The organism is Kitasatospora hibisci (assembly GCF_043950205.1).
Classification (GTDB): Bacteria; Actinomycetota; Actinomycetes; order Streptomycetales; family Streptomycetaceae; genus Kitasatospora; species Kitasatospora hibisci.
In genome coordinates, this window is sequence record NZ_CP171642.1 from 1,272,239 (window position 1) to 1,289,241 (window position 17,003).

7 protein-coding genes are annotated in these 17,003 nt (G+C 76.0%); 4 read left to right on the top strand and 3 right to left on the bottom strand.

The window, feature by feature from the left end:
- Positions 1-289 precede the first annotated feature (289 nt).
- The 4 genes from ACF9IK_RS05465 to ccrA all read left to right on the top strand — a co-directional run bounded on the left by ACF9IK_RS05465 (position 290) and on the right by ccrA (position 14,403).
- The gene (locus tag ACF9IK_RS05465) at positions 290-9,133 is read left to right on the top strand and encodes an amino acid adenylation domain-containing protein (protein WP_395293100.1); all 8,844 of its coding nucleotides are present in this window, start codon (positions 290-292) and stop codon (positions 9,131-9,133) included.
- Positions 9,126-12,914 (top strand): type I polyketide synthase, encoded by a 3,789-nt coding sequence (locus ACF9IK_RS05470; protein ID WP_395293101.1) that lies wholly within the window; start codon positions 9,126-9,128, stop codon positions 12,912-12,914. The genes ACF9IK_RS05465 and ACF9IK_RS05470 overlap by 8 nt, the downstream gene beginning before the upstream one ends.
- A gap of 26 nt (positions 12,915-12,940) precedes the next feature.
- On the top strand, positions 12,941-13,156 hold the full coding sequence (locus ACF9IK_RS05475; protein ID WP_395293102.1) for an MbtH family NRPS accessory protein: 216 nt from the start codon (positions 12,941-12,943) through the stop codon (positions 13,154-13,156).
- A gap of 83 nt (positions 13,157-13,239) precedes the next feature.
- A complete protein-coding gene (gene ccrA, locus ACF9IK_RS05480) occupies positions 13,240-14,403 on the top strand; it encodes a crotonyl-CoA carboxylase/reductase (RefSeq protein ID WP_395298472.1) in 1,164 nt (387 codons plus the stop codon).
- Here ccrA and ACF9IK_RS05485 read toward each other — a convergent pair.
- The 3 genes from ACF9IK_RS05485 to ACF9IK_RS05495 are packed head-to-tail and all read right to left on the bottom strand — an operon-like array spanning position 14,387 to position 16,871.
- On the bottom strand, positions 14,387-15,151 hold the full coding sequence (locus tag ACF9IK_RS05485; RefSeq protein ID WP_395293103.1) for a 4'-phosphopantetheinyl transferase superfamily protein: 765 nt from the start codon (positions 15,149-15,151) through the stop codon (positions 14,387-14,389). The two genes, ccrA and ACF9IK_RS05485, sit on opposite strands and share 17 nt — an antisense overlap.
- Entirely contained in the window at positions 15,148-16,623 is a 1,476-nt protein-coding gene (locus tag ACF9IK_RS05490; protein ID WP_395298473.1) for a class I adenylate-forming enzyme family protein, read from the bottom strand. The genes ACF9IK_RS05485 and ACF9IK_RS05490 overlap by 4 nt, the downstream gene beginning before the upstream one ends.
- Positions 16,623-16,871, bottom strand: a complete 249-nt coding sequence (locus ACF9IK_RS05495) for an acyl carrier protein (RefSeq protein ID WP_380478959.1) — start codon at positions 16,869-16,871, stop codon at positions 16,623-16,625. Before ACF9IK_RS05495 ends, ACF9IK_RS05490 begins: the two co-directional genes overlap by 1 nt.
- Positions 16,872-17,003 lie beyond the last annotated feature (132 nt).

Sequence of the window (17,003 nt, forward strand, 5' to 3'; positions counted from 1 at the left end):
CCGAACACATGGATTGTCCGGTTCTGTCCCATCCCGCCGTCCGCAGAGTTGACCTTGACCCGACAAGCGGGGCTCCTGATAATGAGGCCTGAATGATCAGCGTCGCCAATGCATTCACCGGTGCGACGCATCTCCACGCCGGGCTCCGTTCAGCCCGAATTCACCCCTCTCTTTCTTGAGCTTTCCGCGGGTACGCCGACAGTTTCCCGGCGCGCGCCCCGACATCCTGCTCGAACACACCGGTCGGTCTCTCCTGCGGTATTACCGCTCCGCGCTGAAGGTTGGTGCAATGTCAGTCCACGAGGAAGAACTCCGGCCACTGTCGGGCGCCCAGGAAGGAATCTGGTTCGCCCAGCGGCTCGACCCGGCCAACGGCGCCTACAACACCGGCGAGTACGTCGAGATCCACGGCCGCATCGACCCGGCGCTCTTCGAGACCGCCCTGCGGCGCACGGTGGCGGAGGCCCAGACCTTCGCGCTGCGCTTCCGCGACACCCCGGACGGACCGTGCTGCGTGCTGCCCGCCGAGCCGGCCGACTGGCCGCTGCACCGGATCGACCTGAGCGCGGAACCCGACCCGCGGACCGCGGCCGAGGCGTGGATCCGCGCCGACCTGGCCGCCCCCGTGGACCTGGAGAGCGGGTCGCTGTTCACCCACGCGCTCTTCACACTGGGCAGCGACCACTACGCCTGGTCCCTGCGCGCCCACCACATCCTGCTGGACGGCTACAGCTACAAGCTGGTGGCCCGCCGGCTGGCCGAGACCTACAGCGCGCTGGCCGCCGGCCGCGAGGTTCCGCCGGGTCCGTTCGGGCCGATCGGCCCGCTGCTGGAAGCCGATGCCGAGTACCGCTCCTCGGAGCGCTTCGCGCAGCACCGCGCGTTCTGGACCGACCGCCTCGCCGACGCGCCCGCGCCGGTACGGCTGAGCGGGCGCACCGCGCCACCGGTCTTTCCGTTCCGCCGCCGCGCCACCGTGCTGCCCGACGCCGAGGGCCTGGCAGCGGCCGCCGGACGGTTCGGCGCCTCCCGCACCGACCTCCTGGTGGCCGCGGTGGCCGCCTACCTGCACCGGGCGACCGGCGCGCAGGACCTGGTGCTCGGGCTGGCCACGATGAGCCGTCTGGGCTCGGCCGCGCTGCGCACGCCGGGCACCACCTCCGACATCCTGCCGCTGCGGGTCAGGGTGCACCCGGGCACCACCGTGGGCGACCTGGTGCGCGAGGTCGCCGCCGAGCTGGCCGCCCTGCGGCGCAACCAGCTCTACCGCGGCGAGTACCTGCGTCGTGACCTGGGCCTGCTCGACGGGGGCCGGCGGCTGTACGGGCCGGTGGTCAACCTGATCCCGTTCAGCGAGGACCTGAGCTTCGACGGGCACCCGTCCACCTCGCACCACCTCACCGGCGGCGCGATCGAGGACCTGCAGATCAACGTGCGCCCCGCCGAGGACGGACCCGGGCTGTGGCTGGCCTTCGACGCGAACCCCGGGGCCTACACCGAACAGGAACTGACGGCGCACCAGCAGCGCTTCGTGCAGCTGCTCGACCGACTGGCCACCGCCGAGCCCGGCCTGCCGCTCGCCCGCACCTCACTGCTGCTGCCGCACGAGCACGAGAAGCTGCCCGAACTCACCCCGGCGCCGCCGCTTCCCGCCGCCCTCACCGCAGCGGCCCGTGGCACCGTGCCGGCCCGGTTCGAGGAGCAGGCGGCCCGTGCCCCGCAGGCAGCGGCCGTCACCGACGAGCACGGCACCCTGACCTACGCCGAACTGAACGACCGGGCCAACCGGCTCGCCCGGCTGCTGGCGGCCCGCGGTGCCGGCCCCGGCCGCCTGGTGGCGCTGGCCCTGCCGCGCACCGCCGAGCTGGTCACCGCCGTCCTCGCCGTGCTCAAGGCCGGCGCCGGCTACCTGCCGCTGGACCCGGCCCAGCCCGCCGAGCGGCTACGCCTGGTGACCGATGACGCCGCGCCGCTGCTCACCGTCACCGAGGCCCACAGCGCCGGGAAGCTGCCCGCGGACGGCCCGCCGCCCGTGGTGCTCGGCGCCCCCGCGGTCGAGCGGGAGCTCGCCGCGCTCTCCCCCGCCGACCTCACCGACGCCGACCGGACCGCGCCGCTCACCCCGGACACCGTGGCGTACGTCATCCACACCTCGGGCTCGACCGGCCGGCCGAAGGGCGTGCCGGTCCCGCACAGCAACGTGCTGCGGCTGTTCGCCGCCGCCGGGCACTTCGCCTTCGGGTCCGAGGACGTGTGGACGCTCTTCCACTCCTACGCCTTCGACTTCTCCGTCTGGGAGCTGTGGGGCGCGCTGCTGCACGGCGGCCGTCTGGTGGTCGTCCCGTACGCGGTCTCCCGTGCGCCGGGGGACTTCCTGGAGCTGCTGCGGCGCGAGCGCGTCACCGTGCTCAACCAGACGCCCTCGGCCTTCCACCAGCTGGTGCAGGCCGACCAGGAGGCACCCGCCGAGGCCGCGCCGCTGTCCCTGCGCTTCGTCGTCTTCGGCGGCGAGGCGCTGGAGGCCGCACACCTGCGCCCGTGGCTGGACCGGTACGGGGACCGGTGCCCGGAGCTGGTCAACATGTACGGCATCACCGAGACCACGGTGCACGTCACCCACCACCGGGTGACCCGGGAGGCGGTCGAGGAGCCCACCCCGCGGGGCACCATCGGCGTCCCGCTCGCCGACCTGCGGGTGCACGTGCTGGACCACTGCCTGCAGCCGGTGCCGCCCGGCACGGTGGGCGAGATGTACGTCGCCGGTCCCGGCCTCGCGCTCGGCTACCTGGACCGGCCGGGACTGACCGCACAGCGCTTCGTCGCCGACCCGTTCGGTCCCCCCGGCTCCCGGATGTACCGCACCGGCGACCTCGCCCGGCGCGCCGAGGACGGCACCCTGGAGTACCGGGGCCGGGCCGACCAGCAGATAAAGATCCGCGGCTTCCGGATCGAGCCGGGCGAGATCGAGGCCGCCCTGGTCGGTCACCCCGCGGTGGCCCAGGCCGCCGTGGTGGCCCGCGAACAGGGCGGCGACCGGGTGCTGGTGGCGTACGCGGTACCGGCACCCGGCGAGCGGCCCGACCCGGCCGCCCTGCGCGCCCACCTGGCCGGGCTGCTGCCCGAACACCTGGTACCGGCCGTCTGCGTGCTGCTGGAGGCGCTGCCGCTCACCGGCAACGGCAAGCTCGACGCGACCGCGCTGCCGGCGCCGGACTTCGCCGCCGCGGCCGGCGGCCGGGCCCCGGACACCGCCGAACAGGCCCTGGTCTGCCGGCTGTTCGAGGAGGTGCTGCGCCTGCCGGAGGGCAGCGTCGGCCGCGACGACAGCTTCTTCGCCCTGGGCGGCCACTCACTGAGCGCCACCCGGCTGCTCTCCCGGCTGCGCCTGGAGACCGGTCGGCAGGTGCCGGTGGCGGCGCTGTTCGACGCCCCGACGCCCGCCGGGGTGGCCGGGCGGCTGGCGCCCGGCGGTCCGCGGTCGCAGGCCCGCCCGCCGCTCGCGCCCGCCGCACGTCCCGAGCTGCTCCCGCTCTCCCACGGGCAGGAGAGCATGTGGTTCCTCAACCGGATCGACGCCTCCGGCGCCACCTACAACATCCCCCTGGTGGTCCCGCTGGCCGGGGAGCTGGACACCGAGGCGCTGAGGGCGGCGCTGGCCGACCTGGCCGACCGGCACGAGAGCCTGCGCACCCTGCTGGTCGAGACGGAGGGCCGGCCCCGGCAACAGGTGCTGCCCGCCGGGGAACGCGCCCCGCAGCTGACGGAGGTCGACTGCCCGGCCGAGGAGGTCGCCGCACAGATCACCGCCGCCCTGCGCCACCGCTTCGACCTGGCGGGTGAACTCCCCCTGCGCGCCTGGCTGCTGGGCACCGGCCGGGACCGCGTCCTGGTCCTGGTCCTGCACCACAGCGCCGGTGACGGCTGGTCTCTGCGCCCGCTGGCCGACGACCTCTCCGCGGCCTACGCGGCCCGGGTCGCGGGCCGGGTACCGGACCGGCGCCCGCTGCCGGTCCAGTACGCCGACTACGCGCTGTGGCAGCGCCGCCTGCTCGCGCCGCCGCCGGACGGGGCGGACCTGCTGGAGCAGCAACTGGCCTTCTGGCGGAAGGCGCTGGCCGGCCTGCCGGAGGACGCGGGACTGCCCGCGGACCGGCCCCGGGGCACCCGCCCCGGCGAGGGCGCGGCCTGCACGCTGACCGTGGACGCCGAGCTGCACCGGGCGCTGACCCGGCTCGCCGAGGACGGCGAGGCCAGCCTGTTCATGGTGCTGCAGGCCGCGCTGGGCGCGCTTCTCACCCGGTGGGGCGCCGGCCCGGTGGTCGCGATCGGCACACCCGTCGCCGGCCGTACCGACCCGGCACTGGACGACCTGGTCGGCCTGCTGACCAACACCCTGGTGCTGCCCACCGACGCCTCCGGCGACCCGGACTTCCGCACCCTGCTGGCCCGGGTGCGGGCTGTCGACCTGGCCGCCTACGACCACCAGGAGGTTCCGTTCCCGCTGCTGGTGGAGGCCGTCAACCCGCCCCGGCACCCGGCCCGGCACCCGCTCTTCCAGGTGATGCTGGCGCTGCAGAACGCGGGCGAGGCCGTGCTGCGGCTGGGCCCGACCACGGCGCCGCTGCGGCCGACCGCGACCGGCACCGCCAAGTTCGACCTGTTCCTCGACGTGGTCGAACGGACCGACGAGCAGGGCGCCCCGGCCGGCCTGGACTGCCACCTGGAGTACGCCACCGAGCTGTTCGACGCCGCCACCGCCCGGGGCCTGGTGCAGGCGCTGCACCGGCTGCTGGCAGCGGTCACCGCCGACCCGGCACAGCGGCTCGGCGCGCTGCCCGCTCCCCCGCCGCCGCGCGGCGCGGCCGGCCCGGCCCGGCCCGGCCCCGACCCCGCCGCGCTGGAGCGCGCCGCACTGGCCGCCGGCGGGCTGCGCGCGGCGGCCGCCGTCCGCGAACCGGACGGCCTGCCGAGGCTGTTCGCGGTGCCCGCCCGCGCGGGGGCCGCCGAGCAGACCGCCCGGGCGCTCGGCACCGACGCCCGGCTGACCGCGGTCGGCACCCTGCCGTACGACGCCGACGGCGTGCTGGACACCCGCGCGCTGCTGAGCCTGCCGCCGGTGGACCAAGTGACCGCCGAGCGGTGGCAGCGCGCCCTGGCCGCGCTGCCCGGCGTCCGCGCGGCCACCGTCGGCCTGGAGGACGCGCCCGAGGAACTCGGCACCCGGCGTCCGGCCGCCACCCGGCGGCGCCCGGCGGCGGAGCAGCCGGCCGAGGCGCCGGCCGCCGCGGACGCGCCGCTCGCGGTGAGCACCGGCCCGGAGCTGCCGGAGCCCTCGGTGGACAGCTGGGCGGCGGCGCTGCGCCGCGCCGCCGCGGCCGGGGAGCACGCGGAGGTGGTGCACGTCCGCGCGGACGGCTCGGAGACCCGGCGGAGCTACGCCTCGCTGGTCCCGGAGGCCTCCCGGGTGCTGGGCGGGCTGCGGGCCCTCGGGCTGCGCCCAGGCGACCGGGTGATCCTGCAGTGCGACGACACCGAGGACTACCTCGCCGCCCTGTGGGGCTGCATCCTGGGCGGCATCACGGCCGTCCCGCTGACCGTGCCCGCCTCGTACGAGGCCGCGTCGGCGGCACTGACCAAGCTGGAGGGCATCTGGCGGATGCTGGACATGCCGCCGGTGGTCACCACCACGGCCGGCGAGCCGGGGCTGCGCGGCCTGGCCGAGCGGCGCGGCTGGCCCGAGCTGCGGCTGGCCACCGTGGACGCGCTTCGCCGGGGCCCGGAGGACGCGGACTGGTACCGGGCGCAGCCGGACGACCTGCTGCTGATGCTGATGACCTCGGGCAGCACCGGCCTGCCCAAGGCGGTACGGCTGACCCACCGCAACGTGCTCACCCGCTCGGCGGCCGCCGCAGCCACCAACGACCTGTCGGCCGCCGACGTCTCGCTCAACTGGATCCCGCTGGACCACGTGACCGGCGTGGTGATGTTCCACCTGCGCGACGTCTACCTGACCTGCCGCCAGGTCCACGCGCCGACCGGCTGGCTGCTCCAGGACCCGCTGCGCTGGCTCGACCTGGCCGACCGCCACCGGGTGAGCGTCACCTGGGCGCCCAACTTCGCCTTCGGCCTGCTGGCCGAGCACGCCGACCGGATGGCCGGCCGCCGCTGGGACCTCTCGCCGATGCGGCTGGTGATGAACGCGGGCGAGGTCGTGGTGGCCGCCACCGCCCGCGGCTTCCTGCACGTGCTGCGCCCGTTCGGCCTGCCGCAAGACGTGATGCACCCGGGCTGGGGCATGTCGGAGACCTGCTCGGTGGTCACCGACGTCGGCCTGCCGGGCGAGCCGACCGGGGCGGACGAGTCCTTCGTCAGCTGCGGCCGGCCGTACCCGGGCTTCGCGATGCGGATCGTGGACGGCGCCGACCGGGTGCTGCGCGAGGGCGAGGTGGGCCGCTTCCAGGTCCGCGGTACCTCGGTGACCTCGGGCTACCACGACAACGCCGAGGCCAACGCCGACTCGTTCACCGCGGACGGCTGGTTCGACACCGGTGACCTGGCGTTCCTCCGCGACGGTGAGCTGTACATCACCGGCCGGGCCAAGGACGTCATCATCGTCAACGGCGTCAACCACTACAGCCACGAGATCGAGGCCTGCGTCGAGGAACTCGCCACCGTGGTGCGCAGCTTCACCGCTGCGGTGGCCGTGCGCCCCGATCCGGCGGCGGGCACCGACGAGCTGGCGCTCTTCGTCCACCTGGCCGACGGGGTGGACGCCGCCGCGGCGCTGCGCGAGATCCGCGGCAAGGTGACGCGGGAGATCGGGGTGAGCCCGGCCCACCTGCTGCCGGTGCCGGCGGCCGCGATCCCCAAGACCGAGATCGGCAAGATCCAGCGCACCCAGCTGCGCAAGCGCTTCGAGGCCGGGGAGTTCGACGGGGTGCTGCGGCAGGCGGAGGAGCTGCTGGGCACCGCCACCACCGTCCCGGACTGGTTCCTGCGCCCGGTCTGGCAGCCCGCCCGGCCGCACCGCGCGCCCGGCGGCACCCCCGGGCACACCCTGGTGCTGGCCGGCCGCGGCGAGCGGGCCGGCGCCGTGGCGGAGCGGGTGGCCGCCGGGCTGCGGGCGGCGGACGGCCGCTGCACCGTGGTGACGGCGGGCCCCGGTTTCGGGCGCGCCGACGCGGCGCGCTACCGGGTGCGGCCGGACCACGAGGCCGACCTGGGCCGACTGCTGGACCGGCTCGCGGAGGACGGCCGCACGGTGGACGCCGTGCTGCACCTGGGCGCACTGGACGGCGCCGACCGCGAGCCCGACAGCGTCGCGGAACTGGTCGAGGCGCAGCGCGACGGCGCACAGTCGCTGCTCGCGCTGGCCCGGGCGCTGGCCGCCCGCGCCGAGCACCGCACCGCACCGCTGCCGCTGGTCTTCGCCACCGCCGGCGCCCAGCCGGTGCTGCCGGCCGAGCGGGGAGGCTACCTGCACGCGGCCGCGGGCGGGCTGCTGCGCACGCTGCGCGAGGAGCTGCCCTGGCTCGGCGCCGTCCACCTCGATCTCGCGGCGGACGTCGACGCCGGGGCGGCGGCCGCGGCGCTGCTGACCGAGCTGGCGCTGCCGCCGGGTGAGCCGGAGGTCGCCCACCGGTCGGGAGTGCGTCATCTGCGTCGGCTGGCACCACTGCCCGAGCAGCGGCAGCCGGCCGAGCAGCCGCCGGTCGAACGGCCACCGGTCGCCGGGCGGGGCGCCGACCCCGACGCGCCCGGCTTCGTCCTGGTCAGTGGCGGCCTGGGCGGGGTCGGCACGGAGCTGGCCGCCCACCTGCTGCGCACGACCGGCACCCGGCTGCTGCTGGTCGGCCGCACGGCGCTGCCCGAGGAGCCCGACCGGGAGCGGGGGCCCGCCGCGGACGGCCCGGCCGCCGAGCGGGTCGCGGCGTACCGGCGGCTGCGCGCGCTGGGCGACGTCCGCTACGAGGCGGCCGACGTGACCGACCCGGTGCAGTTGCGGGCGGCGGTGGACCGGGCACGCGCCGCGTGGTCGGCGCCGCTGGCCGGTGTGCTGCACCTGGCCGGCGACCGGGTCGAGGCGCCGGTGACCGAGCTGGATCCGGAGCGCTGGCGCTCCGCGCTGGCGGCCAAGGTCGAGGGCGGCTGGGTGCTGTACCGGCTGGCCGCGGACCTGGACGCCTCCTACACGGCCTTCTCCTCGGTCAACGGCTTCTTCGGCGGTTCGCTCAACGCGGCCTACGCGGCGGGCTGCGCCTTCCTGGACGCGCTCGCGGTGCACCACGGGCGCGACGGACGCCCGGTGCGCAGCCTGGCCTGGAGCGCCTGGAAGGACCGCGGGATGAGCGAGGGCTACCGGTTGGCGGCGCTGACCGAGGCCCGCGGCTACCGCGCCCTCGATCCGGTGGCGGCCCTGCGCTCGTACGACCTGGCGGTCTCGACGGCCGAGCCGCACCTGCTGATCGGCGCGGACCGGACGGCGCCCTGGGTGCGGGCGCACCTGGCCGGCCCGGCCCGCCCGGTGCAGCGGCTGGCGGGCCGGGTGGTGCTGGCCGACGGCGCGGACCTGGGAGCGGTGTGCACCGGCGCCGGCGAGGCGGCCCGGAGGCTGGACGTCGACGGGCACTGGGTGCTGCGGGCCGCCGGGTCGTCCGAACCCGGCGTGTCCGGGGCCCCGGACGGCGCGGCGGAGGCGGCGGACCGGCTGGAGGAGACCATCGCCGCGCTCTGGGCCGGGGTGCTGGGCCGGGAGCGGATCGGCCGGGAGGAGAACTTCTTCGACCTGGGCGGCAGTTCGCTGCTGCTGGTGGCGGCGCAGGCGGGGGTGAACGAGGCGCTGGGCACCGACCTGACGGTGGTGGACCTGTTCGGCCACCCGACGGTGCGCGACCTGGCCCGGCACCTCGCCGGGAGCGGCGTCCGCGCCGCCGACGGCACGTCGCCCGCCGCCGGCGGCGCCTCACCCGCCACCGGCGCGCCGGAGAACGGCACCGCCGGCCGGCCCGCCGGGCCGACGGCCCCGGGTGCCCCCTCGGCCCTGGACCGGGCCCGCCTGCAGAACCAGCGGCGGCGCACCGCACAGGCCGCCCGCCGTACCACCGCACAGCAGAAGGGCGACAACCATGGCTGACGACCACCTGGCCACCGACGAGCCGACCACGGAGGACGGCCCACCGCTGATCGCCGTGGTCGGCATGGCCGCGCGGTTCCCGGGCGCGGCCGACGTCGCCGAGTTCTGGTCCAACCTGGCCTCCGGCCGGCACTCCATGCGGCAGGTCGGCGACGAGGAGTTCGTCGCCGCCGGCGGCGACCCGGCGGACCTCGCCGACCCCGACCTGGTCCGCACGGTCTCCGTCCTGGAGGACATCGACCGGTTCGACGCCGCCTTCTTCGGCTACAGCCCGACCGAGGCCGCCGTGGTGGACCCGCAGCAGCGCCTGCTGCTGGAGACCGCCTACCACGCGGTGGAGGACGCGGGGTACGCCGGCGGCTTCGGCGACCGGCAGGTCGGGGTGTACGCGGGAGCGGGCGACAGCCGCTACTACCCCTCGCACCTGCACCCGCAGTACGCCGGCCGGCCCGGCTCGGTCGCCCTGGTGCACGCGGCGACCAGCAACTCGCTGGGCACCCTGGCCACCCGCGTCTCCTACGAACTGGGGCTGACCGGGCCGAGCCTGTCGCTGCAGACCGCCTGCTCAACGGCCCTGGTCGCCGTCCACCAGGCCTGCCAGGACCTCATCGACTACCGCTGCGACACCGCCCTGGCCGGAGCGGTGTCGGTCAACCCCTCGGCGTTGCTGGGCTACCGCTGGGTGCCCGGCGGTCCGTTCTCGCCGGACGGCTACTGCCGGGCCTTCGCCGCGGACGCGGCCGGCACCTCCTCCGGCGACGGGGTGGGCGTGGTGGTGCTCAAGCGCCTGGAGGACGCGATCGCCGACGGGGACCGGATCCGGGCGGTGGTGCGCGGCTCGGCGGTGAACAACGACGGCCGCCGCAAGGTCGGCTTCACCGCACCGAGCCCGGCCGGCCAGACCGAGGCGGTCCTGGCCGCACAGCTGGCGGCCGGCATCACCGCGGACACCATAGGCCTGGTCGAGGCGCACGGCACCGCGACCGCGATGGGCGACCCGATCGAGGTCGCGGCACTCACCGAGGCGTTCCGGCACAGCACCGACCGGCGCGGCTACTGCGCGCTCGGCTCCGTGAAGACCAACATCGGGCACCTGGGGGCCGCGGCGGGAATCGCCGGTTTCGTCAAGGCCGTCCTCGCCCTCGAGCACCGGCAGGTCCCGCCGAGCCTGCACTTCGAGCGGCCCAACCCGCTGATCGACTTCGCCGCCACCCCGTTCCGGGTACCGACCGCGCTGGAGGACTGGCCGGCGGGCCGGCACCCGCGCCGCGCCGCGGTGAGCGCCTTCGGTGTGGGCGGCACCAACGCGCACGTCGTGCTGGAGGAGGCGCCGGCCGCCCCGGCGGACTCCCGGGAGGCGGAGCGGACGCGCTGGCGGGTGCTGCCGCTGTCGGCCCGGACCCCGGGCGCCCTGCGCGGCCAGGCCGACGCGCTCGCAAGGCGGCTGGCGGACGACCCCGGGCTGCGGCTGGCCGACGTCGCCCACACGCTCACCGACCACCGGCCGGTGATGCGGCTGCGCTCCGCGGTCGCCGTGCGCGGCGCCCGGGAGGCGGTCGCCGCGCTGCGCGCGCCGCTGCCCGAGCCGGTGGAGGTGGCGGAGGGCGCGCCGCGGCCGGTGGCCTTCCTGTTCCCCGGGGGCGGCACCCAGTACGTGGGCATGGGCACCGAGCTCTACCGGGCGGGCGGGGTGTACCGGGACGCGGTGGACGAGTGCGCCCGCATCCTGCGGCCGGGGCTCGACCGGGACCTGCGCACCGCACTGTTCGAGCAGGTGGACCCGGCGTCCGCCGAGGCGTTCCTGGCGCTGGTGGTCACCCAGTACGCGCTGGCCGCGGAGCTCGCCGAGCGCGGGGTGCGCCCGGACGCCATGATCGGGCACTCCCTCGGTGAGTACACGGCCGCCTGCCTCGCCGGGGTGTTCACCCTGGAGGAGATGCTGCCGCTGGTCCACGAGCGGATCCGGCTGATCGCCGCCTGCGGCGGTGCCACGGTCGGGGTGGCGCTGGGCGAGCGGCAGCTGCGGCCGTTCCTGACCGAGGGCGTCTCGTTGGCCGCCGTCAACGGCCCGGCCGCCTGCACGGCCGCCGGCCCGGTGGCCGCGGTGGCCGAGCTGGAACGGCGGCTGACGGAGGGCGGCGTGACGTTCCGCCGGCTGCGGATGCCGGCCGCGGCGCACTCCGCCGTGCTGGACCCGGCACTCGGCGAGCTGGCCGGGCACCTGCGCTCCGTCCCGCTGCGCCCGCCGCGCATCCGGTACGTCACCAACGTCACCGGCGACTGGGCCACCGACGCGCAGGCCGGATCGGTGGAGCACTGGGTCGCCCACACCCGGCAGACCGTGCGGTTCGCCGACGGCGTCCGGACGCTGTGGGAGGGCGGCAACCCGGTGCTGGTGGAGATCGGCCCCGGAGACACCCTGCTGAAGCTGGCCGGCGCCGCACTCGGCCCGCAGGCCGCGGTGGTGGGGGTGACCACGATGCGGCACGCCAAGGCCCAGAGCCCGGACGGGCAGGTGCTCGCGGCCGCGCTCGGGCGGCTGTGGAGCGCCGGCGTGGCCGCGCTGCCCGAGCCGGACCCGGCCGAGCAGGTGCGTCCGGTCCCGCTGCCCGGCTACGCGTTCGACCGCCGGCGGTACTGGATCGACGCCCCGGGGGCCCGCCCGGCCGGGGCGGCGGACGGCCCGGCCGGGCGGGCCGCCGGACGCTCCCCGCGCCCGTACCTGACGACCGAGCAGGTGCCGCCCCGCACCCCGCTGGAACAGGCGGTCACCGAGGCCTGGGAGGCGGTGCTGGGTGTCGAGGGCATCGGCGTCGACGACAACTTCTTCGACCTGGGCGGCGACTCGATGCGCGGCGTGCTGCTGGTCGGCCGGCTGCGCGAGGCCGGGGTGCTGGACGTGCCCGCCGCCGCGCTGCTGTCGGCCCCGACCGTGGCCCGGCTGATCACGGCCGCGGGCCGCGGCGGCGGCCCCGAGGCGTTCGCGCCGCTGTTGCCGCTGCGCGCCGAGGGCGAACAGAACCCGCTGTTCTGCGTGCACCCGGGGGCGGGCGTGTCCTGGCGGTACTCCGGGCTGCTGCCCCACCTCGGCACCGACCAGCCGGTGTACGGCATCCAGGCCCTCGGGCTGGACGGGCGGCGGTCGCCGGCCGCCGACGCCGCGGCGATGACGGACGCGTACGTGGCGCTGCTGCGCGAGCGGCAGCCGCACGGCCCGTACCGGCTGCTCGGCTGGTCGTACGGCGGCTTCGTGGCACACGCGGTCGCCTGCGCCCTGCAACGCCGGGGCGAGCGGGTGGAGTTGCTGGCGATGATGGACGCGCCGCAGCCGTACGGCCTGCACTGGACCCCGGAGCAGATCGAGTCCCAGGTGGCGGCGCTGCTGCTGCGGGTGGCGGGCCTGGAGCCGGGCGACGGACCTGCGCCGACCGTGGCCGGGGTGCTGGAGCGACTGTCCGGGACCGACGGCGGGACGGCGCCGGTGACCGGGGCGGAGGCCGAGCGGATCGCCGAGGTGATGCGCAACAACCTGCGGATCGCGCCCGGCTTCGCGCCCGGGGTCTTCGACGGCGATGCGCTCTTCTTCACCGCGAGCGCCGACCTGCCCGCCCCGGACGGGGCGGACGACCCGTCACTGACGCCCGGCAAGGCCGAGGCCTGGCGCGCGTACGTCGGCGGCACCCTGCACGACCGTCCGGTCGCCTGCAGCCACTACGGCATGACCGAACCCCAGCCGATGGCCGAGATCGGCGCGGTGCTGGCCGCCGCGCTGAAGTCGTGAACGGCCCCCTGAGACAGGAGAGAACCGTGTGCAGTCCGTTCGAGGACCGCGGCGACGAGGCGTCGCACGTGCTACTGGTGAACGCCGCAGGCGAACACTCGCTCTGGCCGGTCTTCGCCGCGCTCCCGGCCGGCTGGCGGCAGGCGATGCCGGCGGCCTCCCACCGCGCCTGCCTGGCCGCCGCCGAGCGCGCGGCCGCCGCCACCCACCCCGGTACCACCACCCGAGGAGTCTCCCGGTGAACCAGCCGAGCCAGGTCCCCTTCGCCGCGAAGGACCTCTACGAACTCGGCGACGCCCCCGAGTTGGGGCGCACGCCGCGTCGCATGTACGCCTCGCTGATCCGCCGGGAGCGCTACGGGCGCCCCGCCGACGCCTTCCGCACCGAGGTGGTGGACGTGCCGCCGGTCGGCCGCAACCAGGTGCTGGTGAAGGTGATGGCGGCCGGCGTCAACTACAACAACGTCTGGGCGGCGCAGGGCTACCCGCTGGACGTGATCGCGGCCCGGCAGAAGCAGGGCGCCACCGAGGACTTCCACATCGGCGGCTCCGACCTCTCCGGCGTGGTCTGGGCCACCGGCGAGGGGGTGCAGCAGTTCCGGCCCGGCGACGAGGTGGTGGTGCTCGCCAGCACCTGGGACGAGCACGCCGAGGACATCAGGCTCGGCGCCGACCCGGCGACCTCCGCCAGCCAGCGGGTGTGGGGCTACGAGGAGAACTACGGCTCCTTCGCGCAGTTCGCGGTGGTGGGCGACTACCAGTTGCACCCCAAGCCGGCCCGGCTGTCCTGGGCCGAGGCCGCCTGCTACCTCGCGACCGCGGCCACCGCCTACCGCCAGCTGTTCGGCTGGGAGCCACACGCGGTCCGGCCCGGCGACCCGGTACTGATCTGGGGCGGCGCGGGCGGTCTGGGCAGCATCGCGATCCAGCTGGTCCGGCACGCCGGGGGCATCCCGGTGGCGGTGGTCTCCAGCGCGGAGCGCGGCGAGTTCTGCGTCCGCCTGGGCGCCCGGGGCTGGATCGACCGGCGCGACTTCGACCACTGGGGACGGCTGCCGGACGCCACCGACCAGGAGGCGATGGCCCACTGGCTCAAGGGGGCCCGGGCGTTCGGCCGCCGGTTCTGGGAGGTGCTGGGCGAGCGGCGGGCGCCGCGGATCGTGCTGGAGCACTCCGGCCAGGACACCATCCCCACCTCGATGTACCTGTGCGACAACGCCGGCATGGTGGTCATCTGCGGCGGCACCACCGGCTACAACGGCGACGTGGACCTGCGGTTCCTGTGGATGCGGCAGAAGCGCCTGCAGGGCTCGCACGTGGCCAGCGCCCGGGAGGCGCGGGAGGTCTCCGCGTTGATCGCGCAGGGGCACATCGACCCGTGCCTGTCGCGCACCTTCGACTTCGAGGAGGTCGGGCTGGCGCACCAGCTCATCCACGACAACCAGCACCCGCCGGGCAACATGGCGGTGCTGGTCAACGCCGGGCGCTAGGACCGGACAGCGCCTGGGTGGGCAGCGCCGTCCAGCAGAACACCCCGTCGCCCGCGGCGTCGACCCGCACCAGCGCCGCGGGCGGCGGTGCACCCGGGGCGCCCGGCAGGCTCGGCCGCAGGCGGAAGGCCCGCGGCCGGGCGCCGGCCGGCGGCGGATCGGCGGTCAGGCGGGCCACGGTGAGCGCGCCGAAGGTCTCCGGCTGCAGGCCGCAGAGCAGTTTGAAGGCCGCCTCCTTGGCGGAGAAGAGGGCCAGCAGCCGGTGCTCCGCCTCCGGCGTACCGGCGTCGCCGACCCAGGCGCGCTCCGGCCCGGTCAACACCAGCCGTGCCGCGGCGGCCGGCAGCCGGCGCAGCTCCAGGTCGCAGCCGACCGCGGCGTGCCGGTCGAGCGGCGCGGCGAGGGCCACCGCGAGCCCGGCCGAGTGGCTGATGGAGAGCGCCCAGCCGGCCGGCGCCAGCGGTCGGCGCCCCGCCCGCCCGATCTCGCCCACCGGGCCGCCCGCCGCACGAAGGGCACGCCGCGCCGCGCACCGGCCGGCCAGGAACTCGCGGCGCCGGGTGGGCGGCATTCCGGCCGCGGCCCGTGCCTCGCTCGGCCCGGCGGGTGCGGCGTCCACGTGCTCGGCGCCGCCGTCCACGGCGTCCCCGGCGACGGCCCAGCCCAGGGACAGGCCGCGGGCGGCCAGTGCAGCGCCGAGCGGCGGCAGGTCGTCCAGAACCCGCCGCCGCACGAGCTCCGCGGTCACGCCCGGAGCAGCTTCTTGACGATCTTCCCGGCCGGATTGCGCGGCACCTGCTCGATGAACTCGATCCGCGCCGGGCGCTTGTACGGCGCCAGCCGCTCGGCCAGGTGGCGCTGCAACTCGGCGCGGCCGGTGTCCGCCTCGGCCACCACGTAGGCCAGCGGCACCTCGCCGTAGTCGGCGTCGGGCATACCGACCACGGCCGCGTCCCGCACCGCCGGGTGCTGCATCAGCGCCCGCTCGATCTCGGACGGGTAGACGTTCTGCCCGGCCCGCAGGATGAGGTCCTTGGTGCGGTCGACCAGGTGGATGCGGCCGGCCCGGTCGATCCGGCCGAGGTCACCGGTGCGGATCCAGCCGTCCGCGGTGGTGATCTCGGCGGTGGCGTCCGGATTGTGCAGGTAGCCGTGCATGACGCCCGGCCCGCGGACCACGATCTCGCCGATCGCCTCCGGCTCCACCTCCCGCCCCTCCGCGCCGATCGCGCGCACGGACATGCCGGGGACGACCCGGCCGGCGGGGATGATCTCGCCCACCGCGTCCGGGGCCGGGTGCTCCTCCGGGCCGAGGGTGACGAACGGGCCGCCGACCTCGGTCATGCCGTAGACCTGCCGGAACCCGCAGCCCAGCCGCTCGGCGGCCGCCGCGTACACCTCTCGGGGCATCGGCGCGGCGCCGTACAGCACCTCGCGCAGGGTGCCGAACCCGGTGCGTTCCAGGGCCTTGGCCTGCAGCATGAAGCGCAGCATCTGCGGGACCAGCCAGATGTGCGTGGCGCGGTGGGTCTCGATCGCGGCCAGCGCGCGCTGCGGGGTGAAGCCGGGCATCAGCACGGCGGTGGCCCCGGCGGCCAGGTAGGTCAGCGTGACCACCATGCTGCCGTGGTACAGCGGGCAGCAGTTGACCAGCACCATGTCGTCGGCCGGCCTGCTGACGGCCAGCCAGCCGAGGGCGATCGCCCGGAACGACCGCTGGTCCACCACCACGCCCTTGGCCCGACCGGTGGTGGCCGAGGTGTGCAGGATCGCGACGGGGTCGGTGTCCGAGACCTCCGGCAGCTCGAACTCCGCTGCGTCCTCTCCGAGTTCCGCGAAGTCCGGCTCGTCCAGGGCGATCCGCCGCGACACCGGGAGGTCCGCGAAGCGCTCCAGCAGCGCCGTCTCGCCGACCAGGGCGGTCGGCTCCACCCGCTCCACGATCTCGGCGACCTCGGGCACCGTGAGACTGTGGTTGAGCGGAACGAACAGCGCACCGAGCCGGGCCAGCGCGAAGTAGGTCTCCAGCACCTCGACGCGGTCCAGCGAGAGCACCACCACCCGGTCACCGCTGGCGATGCCGAGAGCCGCCAGTCCCCGGGCGAGGCGGACGGTGCGCTCGTGGAACTGGGACCAGGTCACCGACCGGCGCTCGTCCACCAGCGCCACCCGGTCGGGGAAGCACTGCCGGTTGCGGTCCGTCAGCTGGCTGAGCCACATCACGCGCCGCCGGACTGCAGGGCGGCGCTCCGCTCCTCGACGAAGCGCTCGTAGTCACCGATCGTGGCGAGCTTCTCCATGTCCTCGGCGGTGACCTCCACGCCGGTGCGCTGCTCGATGAGCAGGACCAGGCGCACCAGGTCCCCGCTGTCGATGCCGCTGGCTGCGAGGTCGGCGTCGTCACCGATCGCGTCGGTGTACTCCGAGGTGCCGGTCAGTTCCACCAGCATCGACCTGATCAGGCTCATGGTTTCCCTTTCGCTGTGCGCTCGTTCGCTTCATGCGCTCGTTCACTTCGCCGTACGGCCCGTCCGCCGCGCAGCCGCCGCGGGCGGTGGCTCCCGGCACTGCCGTCACCTCTGGAAGGAGGGACGCCACCG

Excerpts from the sequence above, each read along its gene's own strand:
- ACF9IK_RS05465 (WP_395293100.1), top strand. The coding sequence starts at position 290 with ATGTCAGTCCACGAGGAAGAACTCCGGCCACTGTCGGGCGCCCAGGAA.
- ACF9IK_RS05470 (WP_395293101.1), top strand. The coding sequence starts at position 9,126 with ATGGCTGACGACCACCTGGCCACCGACGAGCCGACCACGGAGGACGGC.
- ccrA (WP_395298472.1), top strand. The coding sequence starts at position 13,240 with ATGTACGCCTCGCTGATCCGCCGGGAGCGCTACGGGCGCCCCGCCGAC.
- ACF9IK_RS05490 (WP_395298473.1), bottom strand. The coding sequence starts at position 16,623 with ATGTGGCTCAGCCAGCTGACGGACCGCAACCGGCAGTGCTTCCCCGAC.
- ACF9IK_RS05495 (WP_380478959.1), bottom strand. The coding sequence starts at position 16,871 with ATGAGCCTGATCAGGTCGATGCTGGTGGAACTGACCGGCACCTCGGAG.